Genomic DNA, 23,980 nt, shown 5'->3' on the forward strand with positions numbered 1-23,980 from the left:
ATCGCTGAACTAATCGGTTCAGTTTAGCTGTTTAGGGAATTCGCCAACGGTATCCCCGCCGGAGGCGACCGCTACCTAATTGCCAAATTTACTTACTCGATCGCTACGGACAACCAACGCCTTTGGGTGTACAAGGCGAAATCTACATTGGTGGTGATAGTTTAGCTAGAGGATACCTCAACCGAACAGCACTGACAGCAGAAAGATTTATCTCAAATCCCTTTAGTGATGTGCCTCTGGCACGTCTGTACAAGACAGGGGACTTAGCTCGCTATCTACCTGATGGCAATATAGAATATTTAGGGCGCATCGATAATCAAGTCAAAATACGCGGTTTCCGCATCGAGTTAGGAGAGATAGAAGCTGTATTAAGCCAACACCCAGATGTACGACAAGCTGCGGTCATAGCACGTGAAGACGTTAAGGGCGACAAACGTTTGGTGGCATACATTGTCCCGCAAGAGTCTGCACCTACAGTTAGTGAATTGCGTTGCTTTCTTACCGAAAAGCTGGCCGATTACATGATTCCACTGACTTTTGTGTTGTTAGAAAGCTTACCTCTAACACAAAACGGTAAAATCAACCGCCATGCACTTCCAGCATTAGACAATGCACAACCACAAGCAAGCTTTGTTGCCCCCCGCAATGAGTTAGAACGCCAACTGGCACAAATTTGGTCAGATATTCTGAATGTGCAGCCAGTCGGAATCAAAGATAACTTCTTCAATTTGGGGGGTCATTCTCTTGTCGCGGTTCGTTTGATGGTCAAAATTGAACAGGAATTTGGGAAAACTTTGCCGATCGCTACACTTTTTCAGTTTCCCACTATTAAAGATTTGGCGAATCATCTCACAATTAGCAAAAATGCCCCAAGCTCTGCAAATTTAGTCGCGATTCAGCCAAAAGGAAACAAGACACCTTTGTTCTGCGTCCATCCCGTCGGTGGTGATGTTCTCTGCTATGCTGATTTAGCCCATCATCTCGGCGATACTCAACCGTTTTGGGCTTTGCGATCGCTAGGAATAGATGGCGAGTGCGAACCCCTAACCCAAATTGAGGATATGGCTGCTACTTATATCAAAGCTTTGCAAACAATCCAGCCTCAAGGTTCCTACCAACTCGCTGGTTGGTCTATGGGTGGTGCGATCGCTTTTGAAATGGCTGTTCAATTAGTTGCTTCTGGGCATAAGGTTTCTCTGCTAGCTTTAATTGATAGCTATGCACCTAACCCTAAGTTTAAAGGTTCTCTAGAGATAGATGAGGCGATACTATTAGCTGATTGGCTGAAAAACCTGAGTGAATCTAACCTAGCTGTGTCAGTATCAGTTGAAGAATTACGCCTTCTAGAACCACACGAACAATTTAACTACATTCTAGAGCAAGCCAAAAAAGACGGACTTTTACCAAAAGAAATAGAACAAAAGCAAGCCAGTTTGCTATTTCAGGTGTTCAAAGCCAACCGCCTAAGCCTGCATTCTTATATTCCCCAGCCTTATTCTGGTCGGATTACCTTATTCTGTGCCAGTGATACCCTTAATGCAGAAACCCAAGATCCTACCCACGGCTGGAGACAATTAGCGGCGGGAGGTATAGATATGCACAATATTGCCAGTAATCATTTCTCAATCATGCGATCGCAGGTACTACCTAAGTTAATCAAAGCTGAACTCACACATTTAAAATGAAGCATACTATATTAATTCAAAAACGCATTTTCAAAATATTACAAATACTAACGTTAAGAGCATAAGTTTGTTCACCAACTAGTTCCTCAATAATAACTGATAATGCCACAGATAATGCCAAAAGTAAATTTGATAAATCCTCATTTAGATAAAGAAGTAATTCGGAAAAAATATGAGAAACACTCAATTATACAGATAGAGAATTTTTTTTCAAATATCTATGCAGAACTTCTGTATGACTTTTTTTATAAACAAATCTTCAGTGATATGTGGTGTAGTGTCACATACCCCAATCCAAACCCAAATAAAGAAAAGAATATTTACAATGTTTATAAAAATAGGTACTTACCCACTTTACAAGACAATATTCAGCAGGGCAAGAAAACGGCTAGAGATACATTTAAGTCAAATTTATTTGCTTATATATTTGACGTAACGCTAGAAAATCATCAAAACATATGTAATTGTGTTGAATGCCAGCTTCGGCAATATTTAGCTTCAGATGAAGTCCTTGAATTTTTCTACGAAACCATAGGAGAAAAAGTCATCCAACCCTCGGAAATAATGGTAACTAGATACACACAAGGCGCTTTTCTTGCTCCTCACAAAGATGCAAATAAGGGCGGATTTGGCTTTGTATATAGCTTAACAAAAGGATGGAAAACAGAGTGGGGAGGAAATCTTCATTTTCTCAATGAGAAAGATTGGACTTTGGTTGAGCGGGTAATAGTGCCTAAGTATAACCTGATGACAATATTTAATTTAAATAACAATCAGGGAAAGCCACATTTTGTTTCTGAGGTTAGTCACGCAGCATCCACTGAAAGAATTTCTGTTGCTGGCTGGTATCAGTAACGTTTGAAATTTTCAGAATCCATATTCTATATCTGTTACTTAAAGGGTAGATAAATGAGGGTAGTTGCATTATTAACAGTCAGAAATGAGGAGCGTTTTTTACCCAGATGTTTAGAACATCTTTATTCTCAAGGAATTGAAACTTGTTTAATTGATAATGGTTCTTATGACAAAACTTTAGAAATTGCTAGAACGTTTTTAAATAAAGGTGTGTTTAAAATTGAACACTTACCTTATCCAGGATATTTTGAATTATCAACAATTATATCAAATGAAGAAAAACTAGCAAAAGAAATAGATACTGACTGGTTTATACATCACGATGCTGATGAAATACGCCAAGCACCAAAGCCTTATCGTACCTTAATTGAAGGAATCGAAGATGCAGATCGTCAAGGTTATAACGCCATAAATTTTGACGAATTTGTATTTATGCCAACTAGTGATGATGAATCATTTGAGGGCAAAAACTATGTTGAAGAAATGCATTATTATTACTTCTATGAACCAGATAAATTATATCGATTAAATGCATGGAAAAATCTGAATATTCCGATTAATCTCACTAATGCAGGTGGACATCGGGTAGCATTTGAAGGACAGAGGATTTTTCCTGTATCGTTTATTTTACGGCATTATGTAGTTCTGAGCCGAACTCATGCTTTGCAGAAATACCTTGGACGCGTACATTCCATGAAGGAAACTATTGAACGTGGTTGGCACAGAGTAAGCTCTTCATTTACATCAGAGCATTTAAACTTTCCCAGTCGAGAGCGACTCAAGCTTGTCAGTGCTGACAATAGCTGGGATAAATCAGAACCTTGGTTATATCAAGAATTTAAGGGGAATAGACCATTTTTGACCAACCAAATAACTGCGTGTGAAAAGCCGAACCAAGAGGAAAACTCGAAGCAGGAACTACTCAAGGAAACTAGCTGCCCTCCAATGCCCATCATTGTCAGTGTTGGTAATTCAGGTGCAACTTTGCTACGCCTAATGCTTGATGCTCATCCAGAGTTATCTATTCTGGCTGAAACTCATTTCATGTTATCAGTACTTCAACTTAAAAGTGAGGGTGATGTTCTTCGTCATGAACTATATAATTTAGTTGTTAATTCTCCAAGTTGGGGTGGCTTCCATTTATCAAAAGAAGACTTTTATAATAAACTGGGGGCAATCAATCCATTTAATCTTTCAGATGGTTTAAGATGCTTTTATAAAATATATGTGCAGCAGTTTAAAAAGCCCCGGTATGGAGATAAAACTCCACAATATCTGACACAGATGTCTTCTATTCAAGCTGCCCTGCCAGAGGCACATTTTATCCATATTATTAGAGATGGAAGAGATGTTGCTTTGTCTAAAAGAGGACTCGGAGTTGAACCAGGGAACGATATTGAAGCTCAGGCTAGTAATTGGGTGTGGCAGATTCGAGAAGCACGTCAACAGGCACAATTCTGCCCCCATTATCTAGAGATTCATTATGAAGACCTGATTACTGACACTAAAAGCGTCTTGATGAAAATATGCCAATTTATCGATTTACTTTACAGTGAAAACCTACTTACACAGTTCCTACCCGATCGCACTCGCATAAATAACTGGCAACGTGAAATGAGCATAAGCGATAGAGCCAAATTTGAAGCAATTGCTGGTAGTATGCTACACGAGTTAGGATATAAAATCTGAATCATGACCATTTGTAACCCAGAAAAAATTAAAAAAATTTTGCATAGAGCCTTAGAACAAGCAGGAACCTTTGAAGAGTGTGCGCTACTGGATTATCCTGAACATCGTAATGTTGGTGATCATCTTATCTGGCTGGGTTCTGTGTTTTACTTATCTGATATTGCAAAAACAAAAATTAACTACACTGCTGCCATTAAAAATTTTTCTGGTTCAGCAATGGAGAAACAAATTGGCAAAGCTCCTATATTTCTAAATGGTGGAGGAAATTTAGGCGATATTTGGCCGGAATGTCAAGTATTTCGTGAGCATATTATTTCTAAATATCGAGATCGTCCAATTATTATTCTGCCACAAAGTATTTATTTTGCTAATCCATCTAATTTAGCCAGAGCCGCACTAATTTTCAACTATCACCCAAATTTGACTTTGTTTGCTCGCGATAAATATAGCTATGAAATAGCACTTAAACATTTTTATAACTGCCATGTAATTCTATCACCAGATATAGTTTTTCAGATGGCTGGAATGCCTGGTTTATCGTTTCAATCAAACTCAAAATTACCCATATTGTATCACTGTAGACAAGACAAAGAATTGGAGTCGAGTTTTGTGTCTGCTTCTATTAATCTTCCTAATTTAGTAGTAGAAGACTGGCTGTCATTCAAGTTTTTAGAAAAATTTGATGATTTGCCTGTTGCTGTTGAACTTCGACAACTTTCTCAAGAAGTCTGGCAAAAAAAATCAGAAACTATTCAAGAGTCGGTATCCTGGCAGAAATGGTACTATGAGCATCCTTATGCAGCTAAATTCAATCAACTATATAATCCCTCTGTACATCAAAAAGCATGGGCTTTTATGCACTGTGCAATTCAGCAATTCCAGCAGTATCATCTAGTTGTTACAAACCGATTGCACGGTCATATTCTTTGTACTCTTTTAGGAATTTCTCATGTATTTTTACCTAATTCTTACCATAAAAATGAAATGTTTTATGAAACATGGACTTCACAAATTCCGTTTTGCCGATTTGTTAAAGATGCTTCGCAACTTGAGGCTAATGTTAGAGAGTTTTTGGATGAAGCTCTCTAATATACTGATTTCATCTTGATTGAGAAATATCTTCTCAATGCCTCTTCTATCCCACATTTGACAAGAGAAAGTTTAGTGATGCCTCAGATTCATATTTGGCAAGAACAAACAGTCAAAATAAATGACTCAATCACCGTTAGCGCAACAATTGAAACTCTCAACCAAGAGCGAAATAGCCTGTGGTACCGGGTACAAGCAGAGCATAGCTCTTTGCTAACCCAAAGTTGCGACTCATTTGTTGTTGGTATCATTTTTATGGCTATGAGCCAAGGTACTGATGTATTTGTTCATGGTGAGGTTTCTCCCTCTTTGCTACAAAATCTGGAAGAGTTTCAGGCAGTGTGGTCATGCTGGAGGCCAAACCATTACCAGCAAGTTGAAATCACTGTAGATATTGAGCGAGAACACTCCGTAGTCAATAGGCCGGAACGAGCAATTTCTGCTTTTTCAGGTGGGTTGGATAGCTGTTTTACTGCGTTTCGTCACAGCCGAGGAAAGTGTCGTAGAAGTCAGCGTCCTCTACAAGCAGGGTTAATGGTTCATGGGTTTGACATTCCCCTCATTGAGCAAGAATCCTTTGACAGAGCGGTGCAGAAATCCAAGTTGACTCTTGCTAGTCTGGGTTTAGAACTTATTCCTATGGCAACTAACTTCCGCGATTTCAAGCAAAATTGGGAGGATACGCATGGAATAGCTGTAGCTTCCTGCCTGATGCTATTGCAAGGTGGTTATTCAATAGGTCTAATACCTAGCTCTGACCCTTACCATGCAGTCGATCTATCCTGGGGATGGGGTTCCAATCCCTTAACAGATCCCCTACTGTCCAGCAGCACTTTTCCAATTATTCATGATGGTGGAGCCTTTTCCCGTCCGGCAAAACTCATGCGGATTGTCGAGTGGCCAGAAGCCTTACAAAATCTCAGAGTCTGTTGGGAAGGGAAACGAAAAGATCGTAACTGTGGATATTGCGAAAAATGCGTTCAAGCTATTCTAACTTTTCGAGTATTGGAACTTGGTTTGCCCCCATGTTTTGAGAATGATGTTACTAACCAGGAAATCGCCAGGGTTTTGAAAAAATATCTTTTGATTGAATATGCTCCCATCCTGGCAATTGCTAAAGACCGTTCCATCTCTGACTCATGGGTAACAGTTTTAGAAGAGTTTGTGAATACTAATGCAGTCACAAAAGAAAATCCATTATGTGCATCTCATGCATACGACTGTTTAAGGTGTACTAGAATGAATTCTCTTGCTAATTCAACGTGAGTTCGACGACTTAAAAAAGTTACAAGATAAGGCTCTCCTCTGTATTTAGATAACAATACGCGTAATTTTTCAGCGATGGATAATATAGGATCTTGGTTGGATATGACACAGATTTTTTGCAATGTAGATGACTTCTGCCAACAATGGGAGAATATGTGGCAACAAGTACCTCTCCATCTTAGGGGCTGCCAAGGCAAACTCCATCTCTGACTCATGGGTTACAGCTTTAGAAAAAGCTATCATACAGAATCGGTATGTTAACGCTTTGAAAGATAATTTGCAGATCGCATAATCAAAATCCTCATAGAAATGCAACCCGTTATAAGTGTTATTATCTGCACCCACAATCCTCGGCGTGATTATCTGGAAAGAGTGTTACAAGCGCTCAATGAACAGATTTTGCCACAAGAATTCTGGGAACTTTTGCTAATTGACAATGCAAGTGAGCAAGTACTGTCTGAAGAAATTGACTTAAGTTGGCATCCTCGAAATCGTTGCATTCGAGAAGAACAATTAGGTTTAACTTCAGCTAGATTACGAGGAATTAAAGAAGCCGTAGCCAAGATTTTAGTCTTTGTTGATGATGATAATGTTCTAGATAAAGATTATCTAGAAGTAACATTAAAAATTAGCAAAAACTGGCCAATTCTTGGAGCTTGGAGTGGGCAAATCAGACCTGATTTTGAAGAGCAACCTCCAGATTGGACAAAACCTTACTGGGCAATGTTAGCTATCCGAGAATTTGAGCAAAATCAGTGGTCAAACTTACGATTCTCAACCAAAACTACCCCTTGGGGGGCTGGTCTATGTGTCCGTAAAGTTGTTGCTCAAAAATATGCTGAGTTAGTTTATAACCAACCCGAACGAGCTACTCTAGGTCGCAAGGGCAACCAGTTACTCTCCTGTGAAGATAATGACTTAGCGCTGACTTCCTGTGACATTGGTTTGGGTACAGGTCTGTTTACATCTTTGAAATTGACTCACTTAATTTCGGCTTATCGTCTTCAAGAAAATCATTTATTAAGGTTAGCCCAAGGAATGGGTTACTCTCACACAATCCTAAATTTTTTTCAACAGGGTAAACTTCCTGATAAACAGTCTTGGCCAGAAAAGTTGTTGCAGTACTACCAAAGTTGGCAAATGGACTCAAGAACACGTCGCTTGCATCTAGCCTTTCAAAAAGGTATAAAGTTAGCTTTAAAAGAACTCATTGCTCGATAAAAATTATTTATTTTCCAAAATGGATAGTAGCCTGATTACTCAAGCCATTGAAAGATTGAACCAAATGGCTCGGCTCAATGTTCAAATTAGTTGGCGATATTACTCTTCAGATACTACCGATGCTAGTATCAGCCTCTCTACAGACGTTCTGCACTGGCCGATCGCTCAACTCAATGTCAAAGGACACATTACCATACCTGCTGGTGGTCAGGTGTTATGGCTTGCTCAACAATTTGTGATTCCTCAAGATTTGCATGGCTATCCTTTAACAGATTTAGCATTACGGCTGGCTCTAACTTGGTGGGCAAAAGATGTCAAAATTTTTGTGAATGGCTCTCTAGTACAGGAAGGAGATTTGTTTGATGCCTCAACCAGGGTATTGCTGATTCCATCTGTGAAAACAGGAGAGGAGCTTATTGTTGCATTACGCTTGGTAAGTCCAGATAATGATACAGGGGCATTGATGCGATCGCACCTGGTGTATGAGTCTACCAATGACGATCGGCTTGACCCTGGTTTTGTCGCTGATGAGTTAATTATATTACGGCGCTATTTAGAAACTCACGCACCAGAAAAGTTGGATGCCATGATAGTGGCTGTTGCTTTAATTAATTGGGCAGCTTTGCCAGATGGTCAATTCTTTGAGCGATCGCTTACTACCTTACACCAAAACCTAGCACTAGCAATTGATGAATTACCACTGCTACAAGAACGCCGCATTTTTTTGCTTGGTCATTCTCACCTTGATTTAGCTTGGTTGTGGCCAATAAGTGAAACTTGGGAAGTTGCCCAGCGCACTTTTGAATCAGTTTTGAAACTACAGCAAGAGTTTCCTAGCTTAATTTACTGCCATTCTAGTCCAGCTTTGTACGCTTGGATTGAACAACATCGCCCGGACTTGTTTGCTGCTATTCAACAACAGGTTGCACTTGGACGATGGGAAATAGCAGCCGGAACGTGGGTTGAACCGGATCTCAACCTGATTAATGGCGAATCAATTGTCCGGCAGATCCTTTATGGTCAGCGTTATGTGCAGGAAAAGTTTGGTGTGTTAAATCAAGTGATTTGGTTGCCAGATAGTTTTGGCTTCTGTGCAACTTTACCCCAATTTCTGCAACAAGGCGGGATTAAATACTTTGTTACCCAAAAACTGAGTTGGAATGATACCACAGTGTTTCCTTTCGGAGTTTTTTGGTGGCGATCGCCCGATGGCACTGAAATACTTAGTTTGATGTCTAACTCGATTGGTGAAGATATCAACCCGATAAAAATGGCTAACTATGCCATTGATTGGGAAAAGCAGACTGGTTTAAAAGATGCTTTGTGGCTTTTTGGCTGTGGCGATCACGGTGGCGGCCCTACCCAAGATATGTTGAATGTAGCAAGCCGTTGGCAAAAATCTTCTTTTTTGCCAAGTATAGAGTTTACTACAAGTGAGGCTTATTTAGAGCGAATTAGTAGATCGGAGTCCACAACTAGCACTCAGCAGTTTATCTCTGCTGTTTCATCACAGGCTGAAGAAGAAAAGCCTAACCCCCTACCTGTCTGGAATGATGAACTGTATTTTGAATTTCATCGCGGTTGCTATACTACTCATGCCCATCAAAAACGTTGGAATCGCCACTGTGAAGGGTTATTATACCAAGCAGAACTGTTTGCTTCTTTGGCAACTCTGAGTGCTGGGGTAGCTTATCCCAAGGCTGAATTAGAAAACGCTTGGAAAAAAGTATTATTTAACCAATTCCACGATATTTTACCAGGAGCGTCAATTCCCCCAGTTTATGTAGACGCAAACCAAGCTTGGCAGGAAGTAGACAGAGTTGGTTCAGAAATATTGGAATCTTCCCTTAAAGCGATCGCATCCCAAATTGACTTTCCTTTACCGCCACAGCCAGAGGCTTTACCAATTATCGTCTTTAACCCTTTGAATTGGCAGCGCTCGGAAGTAGTTGCTGTCCCTTTACCAACTTCCTCTTTTAAGTATTGGGAAATTTATGATTTAGAAAGAAACCTCTTACCATCTCAGATGTCTGAGCGTTCATTACTCCTCTTTTTAGCAAATGATATTCCATCAGTCGGTTATTGTGTCTTCTGGCTATGTCCTCAACAAGCTGTAAAGCCTGAAGCGAAGATAAATACAAAATATTTGATTCTCGAAAATGAATTTTTACGAGTAATTGTTGATGATAAAAGTGGTGAATTTTGTAGTATTTTCGACAAAATTCATCAAAGAGAAATTGTGAATCAACAATGTAATCAACTCCAAGCATTCCAAGATAGTGGTCAGTATTGGGATGCTTGGAATATTGACCCTAACTATGCTGAACATCCTTTGCCTCCAACAGATTTAAAATCTATCGATTGGGTAGAGCAAGGGATTATACAACAGCGTTTGCGGGTGGTACGACAAATCGGAGAATCTGAGTTTTCCCAAGATTACATACTCTCAGTTGGGTCGCCAATTCTTAAAATTGTTACTACTGTAAATTGGCAGGAGAGACAAGTTTTAGTCAAAGCAGCTTTTCCGCTAAATATACAAGCAGAGTACGCTACTTTTGAAATTCCCTGTGGTGCTATTGAGCGCCCTACTCAGCCTCAAGAACCTAGAGAAAAAGCAAAATGGGAAGTTCCAGCCTTACGCTGGGCAGATTTAAGTACTTCTCTTCTAAAAGAAAAACAAGGACAAGCATCGGATTTACCTGCGTCGAAGGAAGAATTTGAGGAGGTTAGCTACGGTGTGAGTTTACTCAACGATTGCAAGTATGGTTACGATAGTCAATCGAGTCAATTGCGTCTCACTTTACTACGCAGTCCAAAATGGCCTGATCCAGAAGCAGACCGAGGTGAGCATAAGTTTACCTACGCTCTCTATCCTCATGCAGGTAACTGGCAATCAGCCCACACCGTCCGACGTGGTTATGAATTAAATCTACCACTGCAAGTCATCATTTATCCTACTACAGAGACTACTAAAATAAAACCTCTAGCAGCAGTTGGTCGTTTATTAGATTTATCCGCTGAAAACTTAGTTTTAATGGCTTTCAAGCAGTCCGAAGACAACCCTCAACAATGGATCTTACGCTGTTATGAATGCTACGGACAGCAGTCTGAGCTATCACTGCAAAGCGACTTGGGATTAGCAGTGTCGCACTCTGTCAATACATTGGAGCAAATCACACATTCTTCAAAAGAGTTATTTAAGGAAAATAAATTTAACGTTTTTCCTTGGAAGATTCTTACTTTTTGTATTAACCTAATAAGTAATGAGACGTAAGTAGGTAAGCAGGGATCTTAATGCTGCATCCAAACTTTCGGCTACGCTTTCCAGGCGAAATAAAAAACCAAATCGCTGCTAGTACATGGATTAAATCAGTGCGCTGTTTTTCTTTGTCTTTGATAGTTCCTTTTTCTGGCTCTTTGGTTACTTTTATGGAGAATTAATACTAAAGTGCCAGTTTAATAAACTTCGTAATCTAAAATTACTAAAGTTCCGAAAGCCGTATACAAGCCTTTTAATTAACTTTAGTTTATTATTAATTCCTTCCACAGTACCACTAGTGGTTCCAATACTGTTCGGTTAAGGGGAGATAGGAGGTGAAGTCAAAGATATTTTGTTCTCGTATACATTACGCGAACAAAAAACGAAAAAAGTTGCTTATACCTTACTGTTGGTACGCTCAAAAAACTTAATTGTTAATTGATGAGAATATCTTTAAACCGTGGAGCTATAAATTGAGGATGAAAAACTTAGAAGTTCAAAATGGATATATTCAACTGGCCTGTCTAAAAATTTGAAAAGATAGTTTTTGTCGGGGAGAACCATTATTTCGATGACTTCGTTTTTTACTCTTAAACTTAGAGCGAGCTTTCTTGACTACTCTTGGATTACTTCTATGTTGTCGTAAAGGGATTTCTAAATCGGAGATTTCGGCAATTAACCAACTATAATATGTATTGATATCCAGTTGATTATTTATCTGACGTTGAAACTCAGGAATTGCACGCCGAATAACTCGTAAACTCCCAATAAAACTTAACTTTAATGGAGAAATATTTTTCAAAGTGGCACTTTGAAACATTAAATACCGTAGGCAATAATGTCCTAATAACCACCCATAAATTTCTTGGACTACTTCACGAGGATTCTTAGAACGGATAGGTATTTTTCGTCCATTCAGATGTGAATGGCACTAAGAAAAGCGTAAATGTATTATTTACAAGGGTTTCATCACTTTGGAAAAACGTAGGCTAATGAAGCAGCGATCGCAAACTGAGAGTTGCAGATTATTCTGATTCCTGCCCTTAAAACTATTAGTTTTCTAAACCCCTTGCCAGGCAAGTATTTCAGCTTTTATTAGTGCCATTCGATTTAGTACCCGAATTTTAAGCACCTCACTTTGGAGCATTGCTCCCGTGCAATTATTACTTGTTCCCGCCGAGCAAATGGTTGATAATTTGAGGTAGGTTAACAATTTCGTGCATCAGGTCTTGTGGGCTAAATCCTAAAACCTTCAAGATAATCACGATGATAACAATTGCGATTGCTGTACTGAGGAATGTCTTCAATAAATCCAGTAATGCTCTGAAAATTATCAAAGCGACAATCACCGCCGCAACTAAAATTATTAAATTAACTGGCATGTTTTTGCTTGGGTAAATCTCACAAAATCAGTCAACACGGAATTATTTGACAGCTACAAATCAAAATCAAGGCTGAATGTTTCGCCTGAAGAATCCTCTTCTTCTTCCTCTGTAATTGGGATTGAAGTCTTTGAGGGTAGTTGATTTGACTCAGTATTAATCAGTGTATTTGCTACAGGTTGTGCAGGTAATCCAGCCTTAATGAAAACAAAATAGCAATCAACGATAAAGTAAAGGGTGTCTAAGTAACTTTTATCTAATTTTTGTGATTCTGCAAATATGCGCTCTCGGTAATTATCTTTGAGGCGAACTTTTTCCGGTGTTAAGTCTTTTTTATCTGCCATAGTTATATTCACTTAAGAGATGTAGTAGTTGGGTTCTTGCTGCTAATGGTTTTTGCCATCTCTAAAAGCCTAAAAACATTAGCTTCCACCGGATTGTCCAGGATTTTGAAGCCGTTTTTCTCCAACAGCTTCTTGAATCCTGGTAACAGGCAACCCCCACCAATCGCCCAGATTTCATCCCCCTGGTGCTTAGCATCAAGTGTTAGATTCACCACTTTCTTCAAGTATTTTTCATACCAGTCTTTCAAACACGCACTGTATATGTCTTTGATATCGATGTCACGGCTGTACCGAGTATGCCCCATTTCCAGACAAAATCGGATTTTGGATGCATCCCCGATTTTTCCGCCATTTAAATGTTTCATTTTTTGGGAAATATCATCGATGAGAACTTCTACACCAATGGGGTAAGCAGTGTGAACTTCTCGTTGACCCCGGTTGTAACGAGAATACAGGGTTGTACCATTGCCAAAGTCTAAAATGGTTAATTTTTTTGGTAATGGATGCCCAAATAATGCACCCATCCCCTCTAGTACAACTTTAATGACTTCTACTTTTACTTCTGATTGTTTGCCAGCAAGTATTGGTTGATATTCTCCATTGAGTACTTTTTGTAGTTCTTCAGCCAGACCAACATCATGTAAGCTGACAACTAATTTTAAGTGCCAAGCCTTACGGTGTGGGAGATGTGCCAATGCACCCAATAAAGTCAATAATGCGTTGTTGACTTTATTTTCATTGTTGTCTGTGTTGCGGTCAAAATAATTTCCTGTACGGTAAGCTGATTCTCCGACTGTGTAAGCACTACCGTTAAAAACTACACGCCCTGGCACATCTTCCATCTCGGCATTGGTTATATAGCTAGGGACACGAACTACTTCAAAGCCATCGACTAAAAGTTTGAGACTTCCGTAACCGTTATCGAAACCCGCAGGAAAAATTTTTTGTAAGGTGTGAATGTTAGACATAGGGGACGAGTCAATACGCTTTGATTTGTTAAAGTTATCTGTTCAGGTGAAGTGGGGAGCAGAGAAGAGATGAATAAAATAACCACCCCTTTCTTTCCAGACTCAAGAGTTTATCATAACCCCTTGGGGGCTAAGTGGGGTACAAATATGAATTAGTCAAATATGCCCCATATAACCCCTATCTATACCCTATATAGGGGTTATTTTCTCTCTAAAGTACTGAAGTATATTTGGGGTATATATAGCCCCTATACAGCCCCCATAAACAATTTTTGAAATCTTTTTTATTAATGCAGTAGAAATTAATTTAGATGGTTGTTCAACTTCATCAACACTTGGTCGTGGCGGTAAAGTAGGCCACCATAGCTCTCTGTCATCTGGGCCAACAACTGCTCCTGTCGGTTTCAATCCATTCCGATTCAACATTGAAGTATTAGCAAAGGTTTCAATGCGTGGCTGCGGTTGACTTGTTAGGTTATTCGCATACTTGACTTGCCAGGAGTAACTGGTGAGTGCTGTAGCTTCATACTGTTCAGCAGTAGTAGTGCTGCAACTAGTTAGTGTCAGTGCCGTTAGTGCAGTTATTATTGAGGGTAAAAATCTCATTTGCATTATCAGTTGTAAATATCTCTTACCAATCACTCTTTAAAAGGTTATGTGCCATCATCACTGCCAAGGTGAAGGTATCGCCGTAATCGAAAGCACTTGCCTTGCTTGCAGCCTAATCGCTGTTTGCTCACAGTTGGGGCATTTTACCTTTGTGAAAATTACTGAAGGTCGTCCTTTGTACTCGCCCATCACAGGATCTCCCGTGTACTCGCTGATTATCCCCGAATTGCAGTGGTAGCACTCGAATATCACACGTCCTATTTCCGAGTTGCAATCCAGAAATTGCATGTGCTGACAGGGTTCTGGCGGTAATTCTGGTTCTTCGGGGGGGTCTTGAAAGGGTATATGAGGTTTGGTTGCTGGTGGTGAATCTATTTTTTTCTTGTTGGGCTTGCCAGTCACCTGCGGCTGAATTTTTGGCGGCTTCATGGGTTTTTCCTCGACAGGGGCATGGTCAGGCTGTTGGCCAGTTGTGAGTTCTTTCGGCAACTTGTCATCAGCCGGGGTAGGGTCAATTTTGGAAATTTGGTTGTTGGACTTTGGCTCTTCTTTCTTGGGAGTTTTAGAGGGAGGCTCAGTAGATTTCATTAGTATTTTTGTCAGGGGGTTACTTATATTCGTTTTATTTAACCAAAACGTTTTGGTTAACTCTATTTTTATTCTTTATTCTGAATCAGTGATAACATCAAGCCATATATTTGGGTTAATTGACTTATTTGATAATAGATACTCTGCTGAATCTTTTCTAAAAGAATACTTGAAAACTATCTTAGAAATGATAATTCTATGAAGACTAATACAATCGTTGCAAAGTGAGAATTGCTCCTATGGTAAAATCCAAGCCTATGAAGACTACGACCAAATCTGAAAAGCTTCCTAAAATTTTGGCATTTGCTAACCAGAAAGGTGGAGCAGGGAAATCAACAGGAGCAGTTCATGCTGTTGATTGGTTTACCCAGATGGGATATTCCACTATCTTAGTTGATGCAGATGGGCAGGAAAGCTCATCAAGTTGGTTGAAGGATCTGAACTTGCCTTGTAAGATCATGGGTGATCCAGAGGTTTTATTTGACGAACTTCCCAAGTTAGCAGAGTCTTATGATGTTGTAATTGTTGATGGGCCAGGAAATGCAAGTGAGGTGACAAAAGCAATTTTGATCCGTTCTAATTTAGTACTTATTCCTTGCAGGGACTCCATGATCGATTTAGCAAGTACAGGTAAAATTGTACAATTTGTGCGTCAAGCAAAGGAAATTCGAGGAGGGCTGCCGATAGCAGCGCTTTATCTAAATGCAGTAAAAGATAACACTATTTTATTACGAGAAGCTAGAGAAGCTTTGCAAAGCGGTATTATACCTTTGCTTAATACTACCCTTCCTGACCGTCAATGTATCAAGGATGCACCTGGACAAGGTAGTACAGTATTTCGTATGAAGGGAGAAGCTCCTAAAGCGGCGGCAAGTGCTTACGTCAAAATCCTAACAGAAGCTTTGAAGTTATTTGAATCAGAATCATGACTCGACGGAAACTTAAGGATAATATTGCTAACAATGAAGAACTGAACTTTGTCTTTGGACAAGCCACTACTCAGGAAATTGTACAAATAGCGTCAGTAGCTCAAGAACAAATCATTCCGTACAACGCAATTGTTTGTACATTCACATTTATTCCAGATGGCAGACCAGTTCGGCATTACTATGATTTAGAAGAGCTACAACAATGGGCGCTGAATGATATTCAACCCAATGGAATTCGTTCTCCTCTGTGGGTACGTCCCCATCCGACTCAATCTGAAAAATATGAGTTGGTTGCAGGACTTCGGCGATTAAAAGCAGCAGAGATACTAAATTTGAAAGACATACCAGTCAAGGTTTTTGATTGGGACGATCAAACCGCTTTTTATGCTGCGATATCAGAAAATACAAATCGCCGTGACTTCAGTGCTTTAGAGGAATTAGACAACACTTTGCGAGTGCTTGAAATTCAACTGGGCTACGAAACTGAGCAAGTTGTTAGTTTTCTTTACAGAATGAACAACGCCACAAAAAATACTGTTAACCAAAATGTTTTGGTTAGTCAAGAAGCTGAACTTGTTCAACAGGTATTTAATTCATTCGGGCGAATTACTTGGCAATCATTCGTTGCAACTCGACTTCCCTTATTTAAAAAACCAGTAGAGATATTGAATGCTATTCGTCAAGGCAAAATTCATTACACTAAAGGAATTTTGATTGCTAGTGTCAAAGACAAAGATAGCAGGCAAAAAGTTTTAGAAGAAGCTATCAATAATTCCCTTAGCCTTTCTGAAATCAAGCAACGAGTTAAAGCATTCAATGGTAGTAAAAAAGCACTGTCCGAGTCCGAAACTGTAAGCCTGAAACAACGCTTAACTAACACGATTGAGGTGGCAAAGAAAAACAAGATGCTTTGGAGTGATCCGAAAAAAACTCAACAGCTAGAGAATCTGCTTAGTCAGCTTGAAGTGATTGTCAAAAATTGAAAATAGAAGTGGACTTGGTAGTAAGATAAGAGCAATAAACTCAGCCGTGAGACTTACGGCATACGCTCCCTCAAGTGCAAAACGTTGATCAGCGTCGTGTATTACCCACATGAGTTTTAGTAATATCATCCCTCAGACGCTTAGGACACTTGACATGAATTGTATCTTCATCTATCATTCAACCAAATGGTTGAATCAAATTTAGCTCTTGATAAAATTTTTGGTGCGCTTGCTGATGTGACGCGTCGAGACATTCTTGAACGAATATTAACAGAGGAACATACTATCAGCGAATTAGCACAATTTTATGCGATCTCCTTGGCAGCGATCGCCAAGCACGTCAGTGTGTTGGAGAAAGCCGGACTCATTACCAAGCGTCGAAGTGGGAAGGAGAAAGTTATCCAGATTCAGCCGAAAAATATCAAAGTAGCCGCAGCATATCTGGGCGAGTATGAAAAAATCTGGAACGCCCGCTTCGATACTTTGGAAAAGCTACTAGAAGATAAATAACAAAGTAGGAGGAGGGAAGTATGGCACATCTTACAGTAACAGTTCCAGAAAATTCACAAAATATCCTGGGTACTGTCACAATTAACGCTCCTTTAGAAAAGGTATTTGAAGCATATACCAAAGAAGAACTGTTTGCGAGTTGGTGGTGTCGCGGTAATTCAATGAAAGTGTATCACTTCGATTGTCAAGACGGCGGCAGTTGGCACATTGCTGAACAATCAGAAGATGGTAACGAGTATGAGTTTAGGGGCTGTTTTCATGAAGTCGCTCCACATGAACGGATCGTGCAAACATTTGAATTCTTGGGGATGCCGGAACGTGGCCATGTCATGCTGGAAAAAGCTGAGTTTGTAGCAATTGACGAACATACAACAGAAATTCGCACGCATAGCACAGCAATGAGCCAGGAAGACCGTGACGGCATGGTTGCCAGCGGCATGGAAAGCGGATGGCGGCAGTCGGTTGAAGCTCTCGGCAAGCTTTTGGAACCAGACGATTAATTACAACTCGCTCTCCCAAAATATTGAGCGTGGTTGGAAGTTGCCGATTCTAAAGAGTCAATTTTCGTGCAGCATGACAACTTATTTAAACCAAACCTGGGAGATTAAATTCAATGCCTTATGTAGATGGTTTTGTTGTAGCTCTGAACCATCAGAGCGATCGCTATGTCTTTACAATTCCTCTCCTGCATCAATCATTTTCGCTAACGATTCAGCGTTGAATCTGGTGAGCGATTCTGCTAACTGCTGAAAATATCGGTATTGCTCGTCTGCATACTCACCTGGCTCCAACTCTAAAAGCTGACAAAATTTGAACTAATCAACTTGAGAGTTGAATTCACCAATCGCAGTGGCGAACTTTTCAGCTTATTGGTGTGATTCAGTGCTGGCTGTTGATGCTTTTCCATTATGATTATAAATGCTTCCTTCTTCCGTCATATTATTCCCCCAATAGTATTTTAGTTTTCTGGGACGTTTGGTGACACTAGGGCAGAGGCACAAGAGTTGGGATGAATTTTGATCGCAACTGAAATCTAAGTAGAAAATTAAACTACTGTAAATCAATCACCAAATAGTTGTTTGATTGCCAAAAAGGTTGATAATATCCATATTGCAAAAATTTGTGAGTAGCGTGGTAGATTATGACATTGAAAAACACTTTTGGTGAATATAGTTTTGTTATTAAAGTAGACGTTACTAATCTAGAAGCTAGTGTTGAGTGGTACAAAGACAAACTTGGTTTGGTTCCCCAATCAAAATATGACACGCCTAACTGGAGACAGTTTAGTTTCCCTGATATTCCAGGCTTTGCAATTGGATTGAACTTAAGTAACTCAGTTGAAATAGGTAATACCGTTAGTACCTTTGTTGTAAACGATATAGTTTCTGCTCGTCAAAGCTTGATTGAAAAAGGAGTAGAAGTTGAGCCAATTACAGATGTTGGTCACGGAGTGCAACTATCCATCTTCAAGGATATTGACGGAAACCTGTTAGGGCTGCGACAAAACCCGTAGTCAACACCCTAGCTTGCTACTGAAATCGGAATCAGGAGGCAGCAACTGAACTCTTCTACCTGCCTCAAAACAAGTTGTGCATCTCATTGATTCTTTACAGTATGTGGATTTATCTCAAATAGAGGGTTCTCCAGACTTTGTTATTTTCGCAAGCTTCCTCCCTTTTACTTTTAACCTGAAGTCAGCGTCAAATTTTCCCGCTTTTTACTGGAGCTAACCATTTTTACCAAGTGCTGATTCAAATAGCTTTGCGCCGAAATGTACAAGCTTTCCCAAATTTCTTGGTTACGGCTGATTTTCGTACCTACTGTATTCCCTGCTGTCTTTTCCGATATTAAATATTTGCGAAAATAGTTTGTCCACACGTGTTGCAAAAAGTCTTCAGCAAATTCGTTAAATGGCAGAATCCATTTATAATCTTGATCTAAAAACACCCGATAGGATGCAATTATCGGTAGTGCCAAATCTGTTGGCGCACCGAAACCAAATGAGTACTTGCTATCAGGTAATAATGTATTTTTACGTGTATCTATTGATGCCAGGTCGTTTACACCCTTTCTTCTAGGGTTACTGATATGATCTTGGATTAATTCGTAGAGTCTTTGCTCTATCCACAAGGCTTGAGAGAGTAGAGGCAGTAGAGCGATTAATCTTTCCCTCTCAGTGTCTGTGATATGAGAGGGGATACTCATACCTGCTGGGTGCTTGGTTCGTTTATTGCTGTCGGGATTGTATTTATTTCTGTCGAGGCAGTAAAGGAGTTTGAGTAAATGGGTTACATTGCACTGGGCATTTCTGGGAGCGCCGCTTTGGTTTTGGTAATAGGCAATGCGGAATTTTCTATCTTCTTTCTGTTCTAAGGAAGCTAAGTACTGCTTGATGAATTTGTAATCACCTCTGGCATTGACCTTAGAGCGAGAATCTACTGGCGTTGTCGTATTTGATGCTAAAGCGATATCTTTTGCTTCATCTTCCAGCAATCCAATGTGGATGGTGACTTTGACTCTAGCTTGGGTTAGGTCATATTTATAAGTTTTCGCTTGCTCAAATGCTAAAACTGTATGACCGCCATTGATAATCCCATCACTTCCACCTTCACTAGCTTCTAAGACTTCTAGTTCAAGTTCGGTTTTGTTTTTGTTGGGTTTAACTTTATTTACACACAAGGTTATTCCACTATGACGTGAGAAGAATTTCTCAGGTTGAGTCGTCACAGAGTCAAAAATTTGTCGGTATGTCGCACTTTTGCGGTTTGGTTCCCTGATATTTGGTTCTAGCGGTAGGTCTGTAGGGAATGTGTCTACATGGGCGGTGGCGATGATGCAATTGGGTGCGGCTTGAAAAGAGCTATCTATCTTTAAGTTCCAAGTCTTGGGCATAGTTGATTAGAGTTGAGTTGGTCTTGAACTTGTGCAATCAGAAAATCTAAAATTATCTAAGCGGGACAGCTTATTCTTCATTAATTAACTGTAACAAGGCTTCCGTTGATATCTTGCCACTTATATTAGTACCTTTATTCATCATTTACTAATCCATAATGACCAGTCCAACTACCGACTCAGTTCGCTCTTACCTAAAAGAAATCGGTCGCTATCCTCTGCTGTCCCCTGACCAAGAAATTACATTGGCTAGACTAGTGCAGCAGATGATGGCGGTTGAGCAGCAACGGCAAGCTCTTGCCCTTCAACTTAACCGACAACCAAGTGATTTGGAATTAGCTACCTCGCTTGGGCAAAACGTAGCTGAACTACAGTCAATCGTTCAACAAGGACAAAAGGCTAAACAGAAAATGGTGACAGCTAACCTACGGTTGGTGGTTTCTGTTGCCAAAAAGTACCAAAACCATAATTTAGATTTTCTCGACTTGCTTCAAGAAGGGGCACTAGGACTGCAACGAGGGATTGAAAAGTTTGATCCTAATAAAGGCTACAAATTATCAACCTACGCTTACTGGTGGATTACCCAATCAATAACACGGGCTGTAGCAGATAAGTCTCGCACTATCCGTCTACCAATCCATATCAACGAAAAGTTAAACAAAATCAGAAGAATACAGCAGCAGTTGTCTCAGTCTTTGGGTCGTCCTCCGGTTGTAGCAGAAATTGCCGAATCCTTAAATCTGTTGCCTAATCAAATAAGAGATTACCTTCAGATTTCTAAATCTCCAGTCTCATTAGAAATGCGAGTGGGAGATGAGGGTGAAACTGAACTAGCCGATATTTTACCTATGGATGGCCTTTCGCTGGATGAGCAACTCAGTCAAGACCTTCTACACCACGACTTGGCCGAGTTGCTGGCATTGCTTAAGCCAAGGCAGCGAGAAGTATTGACTTTACGCTTTGGATTAGAAGATAATCAGCAGCTAACCTTGAGTCAAGTTGCAAAACGCCTAAACCTTAGTCGAGAAACAATTCGTAAAACTGAACATCTTGCTCTGAAAATTTTACGCTCTCATCAAAACAAGATTAAAGACTATCTTCTTAATTAAGTGTTTCATTTATATGAGCAAAATCCGCTACTCCAAAGACTGCAAACAAGTCGCCACTGCTGTTAAAGATGCCTCCAATTGCGGCTGTCAGGAATGCGGTGCGATCGCGTACCCGCACTTTCCGGTGGCGATTACCTCTGCTTAGTCCCTGGTGAAAAACCATCAGATTGTTACTGTTTCAATAAAATGATGCGTGAATATATTGCTATCTAAAAACTATCCTTATAAATAGAACACCGAAGAAAGAGCCGATGCCCAGCAAAATTATTGATGTCAAAGAGTACACCGTCAGAGCGCACAAACGGGAAATTCACACTCGCGTTTTCAACTTCGTATGTAAGCAGTGCGAACAACCCACCCAGAGAGAAACTTTTGGTGTGCGACCGCTCTATTGTGAGAAATGCCGTCCGCCACAAGCACCCAAGCAATCGAAAGTAGTTCCGATAGGCAAGAGGAAACCCAGAGCGATGAACTACAAAAGTGGCAAAGGTATAGGCGGATGATTTTTTGCGTAAATGTTAAGAGCGATACCTTCTCTTCTCCTATCGGAGACACTTCGTGAACGAGAGGCAATGCCTTTCCTGCGTTCGGCACGTCTTCTCTACGAGACGCACTTGCGTTCGACGAACGCCAACGGAAAAAGCGGTTACGCCATCGCACGAAAGTGAATGAAGCAGTAATATATGTGTGAGGTTACGGCAGTTGCATCAATTGGACAGCCGTGGTGAGGCTGTGGATTGGCTGTTGCAGGGGTTGGGGATTTTGCCAAACTGTATGTTTCACGGGAGCAATCGAAACTACTGGCGGCTGTTGAAAGGGAGTACAACCTTGTATGGAGACAGCAAGAGTAAACTTGATTCTTAATACAACAATGCAACAATTAACTCGTTGTATGAAAGCAATTCTGATTCTCGTTGGTCTTCTGTGCTTGATCTGAAGAGACGCTGCATTGTAACGTTTCTACTGTTGAGTGCGAAATGGGAAATTGCGTATTTCTAGGCGTTTACAACCCTGGGAAAAATCCGATTCAAGTCTAATAAAACATCTTCAAATCCAGGAATCGTTACTGACTGATGTGGTAAAGATATCTGCTTGCTGAGATAATTGAATTCACCTTGAGCATTTTGATAGGGTTGGCTGTAACGCTCAAGTTGGCGAAGATTTAAGTTGACAATCCAATAATCAGAAATTGCGGCTTCTGCGTAGATTTTTAACTTTGTTGTTTGGTCGTAATCTAGGGTTGAGTCCGAAATCTCAATCACTAAAAAAATATCTTCGGGATAGGGATGATGGGCGAGATAATCTTCATCTTTGCCACGTGCCATCGCCACATCTGGTTCAGGTTCGCTTTGATTTGGCAAAGTAATCGGATCTTGTCCACGAATGACGGCGCGATCGCCCAATAATCGATCCAATTGGCGGCATAAGATAGAACCGCAGACTGTATGAGGTGTACCCTTGGCTACCATCTGAATTAGTTCTCCGCGAATCAACTCGATGCGATCGCTCTCATGTAGAAATTCTAGTTCAATCAGCCGATGATATTCGTCAATAGTAAATCGTTTTGGTGTGACAACGTTCATGGGACATCATCGATTTAACTGTTATGTATTTTCTAGCTTACCATCTGTATCCATTCGCTGTAGCCCCGGTTCATAAAGCGTTGCCATTTTCTGCTTTCCGCCAAGGGTCATAATTGGTTTATGATCCTTCCATGCAGCAGGAACTTTACCCAGATAGTTGGAGTTATGGAAGCGAGTCTGCTTGGGGGTACAAAATAGCGATAATATCAGCAGCTACCCACTCAAGTTTTTCTGGTGTGCCGATGAATCGGACTTGCTGAGACTCAAACACGAAAACTGATAAGTCTAACATAAATTCAACTTTCCTTAATTGTTACCCAGTCGGTTAAAACAGCTATACAGCAAGCGGTTAACGTTGGGCTTCTCAAGGTCTTACTTTCATGTTTAGCGATGTAACCGCCCTCTAATTCATGCTGCTCAAAAGAAACTCCAATTACGTCAAAAAGCTTGTTAGCAACATCAAGAGAAATAGATTTCGACCAAGACATATTTACTCCAATGAATCCAAGAGTTCAGCTAAACAATTAAAACCAATCTTCAACTACTTCGACTTATTCCCCTTTTTGAACCAACAAATTCCCAGACACTCCAGCCGTAAAACCCAACCCAATCGCCGCCACAGTCACACTGGGTTTGATAAACAACGTTGCAATTCCGATAACTGCACCCCAAAGACAGCCATAGCAGCAAAGGATAATTACTGGTGGTTGTTGAGTCCACCTTTTTGTACCCAGACTGGATGCTAGTCAATAGCATAACTTGCTAAAAAGTCTTTGTCAGAACAGGATGTACCGACAATAAAGGTATGCTGTAGTGATAACGAAAATTTAAGAACTAACTGCATATTTCCTCCTGAGAATTTTAGTTCTGGTTGCTATTCCCGCCGTCGAATTTGTACTTAATTGGAGAATCCTGAAGCAATCTTTCGATTCCTAAACGGATTAAATCTGCTGGAACTCCGTCCAATTTCAATTCGTTTTGAATAAACTCATCAATTGAGTTAGCTGTAGTTTTTTCTA

The 23,980-nt window shown here is 40.2% G+C and carries 24 protein-coding genes and 2 pseudogenes; 14 read left to right on the forward strand and 12 right to left on the reverse strand.

Translation table 11 applies throughout. The annotated features are described in order from the left end of the window. The first annotated feature begins 38 nt into the window (after positions 1-38). The 7 genes from HWQ39_RS14900 (at position 39) to HWQ39_RS14930 (ending at position 11,079) form a co-directional block, all read left to right on the forward strand. Positions 39-1,685 carry a thioesterase domain-containing protein gene (locus tag HWQ39_RS14900; protein ID WP_292846213.1) on the forward strand — a complete coding sequence of 549 codons (1,647 nt, stop codon included), beginning with the start codon at positions 39-41 and terminating at the stop codon, positions 1,683-1,685. A 114-nt stretch (positions 1,686-1,799) separates the two neighbouring features. Beyond that, complete coding sequence (locus HWQ39_RS14905; protein WP_292846146.1) at positions 1,800-2,540, forward strand: 2OG-Fe(II) oxygenase family protein; 741 nt, start codon at positions 1,800-1,802, stop codon at positions 2,538-2,540. Positions 2,541-2,594: 54 nt separating this feature from the next. Next, entirely contained in the window at positions 2,595-4,229 is a 1,635-nt protein-coding gene (locus tag HWQ39_RS14910; RefSeq protein ID WP_292846149.1) for a sulfotransferase, read from the forward strand. Between the two features lie 3 nt (positions 4,230-4,232). Beyond that, positions 4,233-5,318 carry a polysaccharide pyruvyl transferase family protein gene (locus tag HWQ39_RS14915; RefSeq protein ID WP_292846152.1) on the forward strand — a complete coding sequence of 362 codons (1,086 nt, stop codon included), beginning with the start codon at positions 4,233-4,235 and terminating at the stop codon, positions 5,316-5,318. Between the two features lie 78 nt (positions 5,319-5,396). Beyond that, complete coding sequence (locus tag HWQ39_RS14920) at positions 5,397-6,584, forward strand: hypothetical protein (protein ID WP_292846155.1); 1,188 nt, start codon at positions 5,397-5,399, stop codon at positions 6,582-6,584. Between the two features lie 309 nt (positions 6,585-6,893). Beyond that, positions 6,894-7,805 carry a glycosyltransferase gene (locus HWQ39_RS14925; RefSeq protein ID WP_292846158.1) on the forward strand — a complete coding sequence of 304 codons (912 nt, stop codon included), beginning with the start codon at positions 6,894-6,896 and terminating at the stop codon, positions 7,803-7,805. A gap of 19 nt (positions 7,806-7,824) precedes the next feature. Next, positions 7,825-11,079 (forward strand): alpha-mannosidase, encoded by a 3,255-nt coding sequence (locus HWQ39_RS14930; protein WP_292846161.1) that lies wholly within the window; start codon positions 7,825-7,827, stop codon positions 11,077-11,079. 153 nt (positions 11,080-11,232) lie between these two features. Here the strand turns inward: HWQ39_RS14930 and HWQ39_RS14935 are convergent. From HWQ39_RS14935 to HWQ39_RS14965, 7 genes and pseudogenes are all read right to left on the reverse strand, one after another. Beyond that, a pseudogene (locus tag HWQ39_RS14935) lies at positions 11,233-11,367 on the reverse strand (transposase); the annotation flags it as partial. Positions 11,368-11,575: 208 nt separating this feature from the next. Further along, positions 11,576-11,986 (reverse strand): annotated as a pseudogene (locus HWQ39_RS14940) (transposase); the annotation flags it as partial. A gap of 241 nt (positions 11,987-12,227) precedes the next feature. Next, positions 12,228-12,446 carry a hypothetical protein gene (locus tag HWQ39_RS14945; protein ID WP_109012922.1) on the reverse strand — a complete coding sequence of 73 codons (219 nt, stop codon included), beginning with the start codon at positions 12,444-12,446 and terminating at the stop codon, positions 12,228-12,230. Between the two features lie 53 nt (positions 12,447-12,499). Next, complete coding sequence (locus HWQ39_RS14950; RefSeq protein ID WP_292846168.1) at positions 12,500-12,790, reverse strand: hypothetical protein; 291 nt, start codon at positions 12,788-12,790, stop codon at positions 12,500-12,502. Between the two features lie 8 nt (positions 12,791-12,798). Continuing rightward, positions 12,799-13,758 (reverse strand): ParM/StbA family protein, encoded by a 960-nt coding sequence (locus HWQ39_RS14955; protein ID WP_292846171.1) that lies wholly within the window; start codon positions 13,756-13,758, stop codon positions 12,799-12,801. Between the two features lie 189 nt (positions 13,759-13,947). Further along, positions 13,948-14,370: a hypothetical protein gene (locus tag HWQ39_RS14960; RefSeq protein ID WP_292846174.1), complete on the reverse strand. Its 423-nt coding sequence runs from the start codon at positions 14,368-14,370 to the stop codon at positions 13,948-13,950. A 54-nt stretch (positions 14,371-14,424) separates the two neighbouring features. Further along, on the reverse strand, positions 14,425-14,955 hold the full coding sequence (locus HWQ39_RS14965) for a hypothetical protein (RefSeq protein WP_292846176.1): 531 nt from the start codon (positions 14,953-14,955) through the stop codon (positions 14,425-14,427). Positions 14,956-15,212: 257 nt separating this feature from the next. Here HWQ39_RS14965 and HWQ39_RS14970 point away from each other — a divergent pair, with 257 nt between their 5' ends. The 5 genes from HWQ39_RS14970 to HWQ39_RS14990 all read left to right on the forward strand — a co-directional run bounded on the left by HWQ39_RS14970 (position 15,213) and on the right by HWQ39_RS14990 (position 18,890). Further along, on the forward strand, positions 15,213-15,884 hold the full coding sequence (locus HWQ39_RS14970) for a ParA family protein (protein WP_292846179.1): 672 nt from the start codon (positions 15,213-15,215) through the stop codon (positions 15,882-15,884). Next, positions 15,881-16,867 (forward strand): ParB/RepB/Spo0J family partition protein, encoded by a 987-nt coding sequence (locus HWQ39_RS14975; RefSeq protein ID WP_292846182.1) that lies wholly within the window; start codon positions 15,881-15,883, stop codon positions 16,865-16,867. Before HWQ39_RS14970 ends, HWQ39_RS14975 begins: the two co-directional genes overlap by 4 nt. A 186-nt stretch (positions 16,868-17,053) precedes the next feature. Beyond that, positions 17,054-17,377, forward strand: a complete 324-nt coding sequence (locus HWQ39_RS14980) for a metalloregulator ArsR/SmtB family transcription factor (RefSeq protein WP_292846185.1) — start codon at positions 17,054-17,056, stop codon at positions 17,375-17,377. A gap of 20 nt (positions 17,378-17,397) precedes the next feature. After that, complete coding sequence (locus HWQ39_RS14985) at positions 17,398-17,877, forward strand: SRPBCC domain-containing protein (protein WP_292846187.1); 480 nt, start codon at positions 17,398-17,400, stop codon at positions 17,875-17,877. 641 nt (positions 17,878-18,518) lie between these two features. Next, positions 18,519-18,890, forward strand: coding sequence for a VOC family protein (locus HWQ39_RS14990; protein ID WP_292846189.1), 372 nt, complete (start codon positions 18,519-18,521; stop codon positions 18,888-18,890). 170 nt (positions 18,891-19,060) lie between these two features. On the opposite strand, the gene HWQ39_RS14995 is transcribed toward HWQ39_RS14990, so the two are convergent. Beyond that, on the reverse strand, positions 19,061-20,269 hold the full coding sequence (locus HWQ39_RS14995; protein WP_292846192.1) for an AIPR family protein: 1,209 nt from the start codon (positions 20,267-20,269) through the stop codon (positions 19,061-19,063). A gap of 158 nt (positions 20,270-20,427) precedes the next feature. On the opposite strand from HWQ39_RS14995, the gene HWQ39_RS15000 reads away from it, so the two are divergent. Further along, positions 20,428-21,378, forward strand: coding sequence for an RpoD/SigA family RNA polymerase sigma factor (locus HWQ39_RS15000; RefSeq protein WP_292846195.1), 951 nt, complete (start codon positions 20,428-20,430; stop codon positions 21,376-21,378). Here the strand turns inward: HWQ39_RS15000 and HWQ39_RS15005 are convergent. After that, positions 21,371-21,541 carry a hypothetical protein gene (locus HWQ39_RS15005; RefSeq protein ID WP_292846197.1) on the reverse strand — a complete coding sequence of 57 codons (171 nt, stop codon included), beginning with the start codon at positions 21,539-21,541 and terminating at the stop codon, positions 21,371-21,373. The genes HWQ39_RS15000 and HWQ39_RS15005 overlap by 8 nt on opposite strands. Before the next feature lie 88 nt (positions 21,542-21,629). Here HWQ39_RS15005 and HWQ39_RS15010 point away from each other — a divergent pair, with 88 nt between their 5' ends. After that, complete coding sequence (locus tag HWQ39_RS15010; protein ID WP_292846200.1) at positions 21,630-21,881, forward strand: hypothetical protein; 252 nt, start codon at positions 21,630-21,632, stop codon at positions 21,879-21,881. Positions 21,882-22,373: 492 nt separating this feature from the next. On the opposite strand, the gene HWQ39_RS15015 is transcribed toward HWQ39_RS15010, so the two are convergent. The 3 genes from HWQ39_RS15015 to HWQ39_RS15025 form a co-directional block, all read right to left on the reverse strand. Next, positions 22,374-22,961, reverse strand: a complete 588-nt coding sequence (locus HWQ39_RS15015; RefSeq protein WP_292846204.1) for a Uma2 family endonuclease — start codon at positions 22,959-22,961, stop codon at positions 22,374-22,376. A 163-nt stretch (positions 22,962-23,124) separates the two neighbouring features. Further along, positions 23,125-23,253, reverse strand: coding sequence for a hypothetical protein (locus HWQ39_RS15020; RefSeq protein ID WP_292846207.1), 129 nt, complete (start codon positions 23,251-23,253; stop codon positions 23,125-23,127). 4 nt (positions 23,254-23,257) lie between these two features. Continuing rightward, entirely contained in the window at positions 23,258-23,449 is a 192-nt protein-coding gene (locus HWQ39_RS15025; RefSeq protein WP_292846210.1) for a hypothetical protein, read from the reverse strand. Positions 23,450-23,980: the final 531 nt, after the last annotated feature.

Origin of the sequence: Nostoc sp. NMS8 (assembly GCF_017115045.1) — a bacterium.
GTDB lineage: Bacteria > Cyanobacteriota > Cyanobacteriia > Cyanobacteriales > Nostocaceae > Nostoc.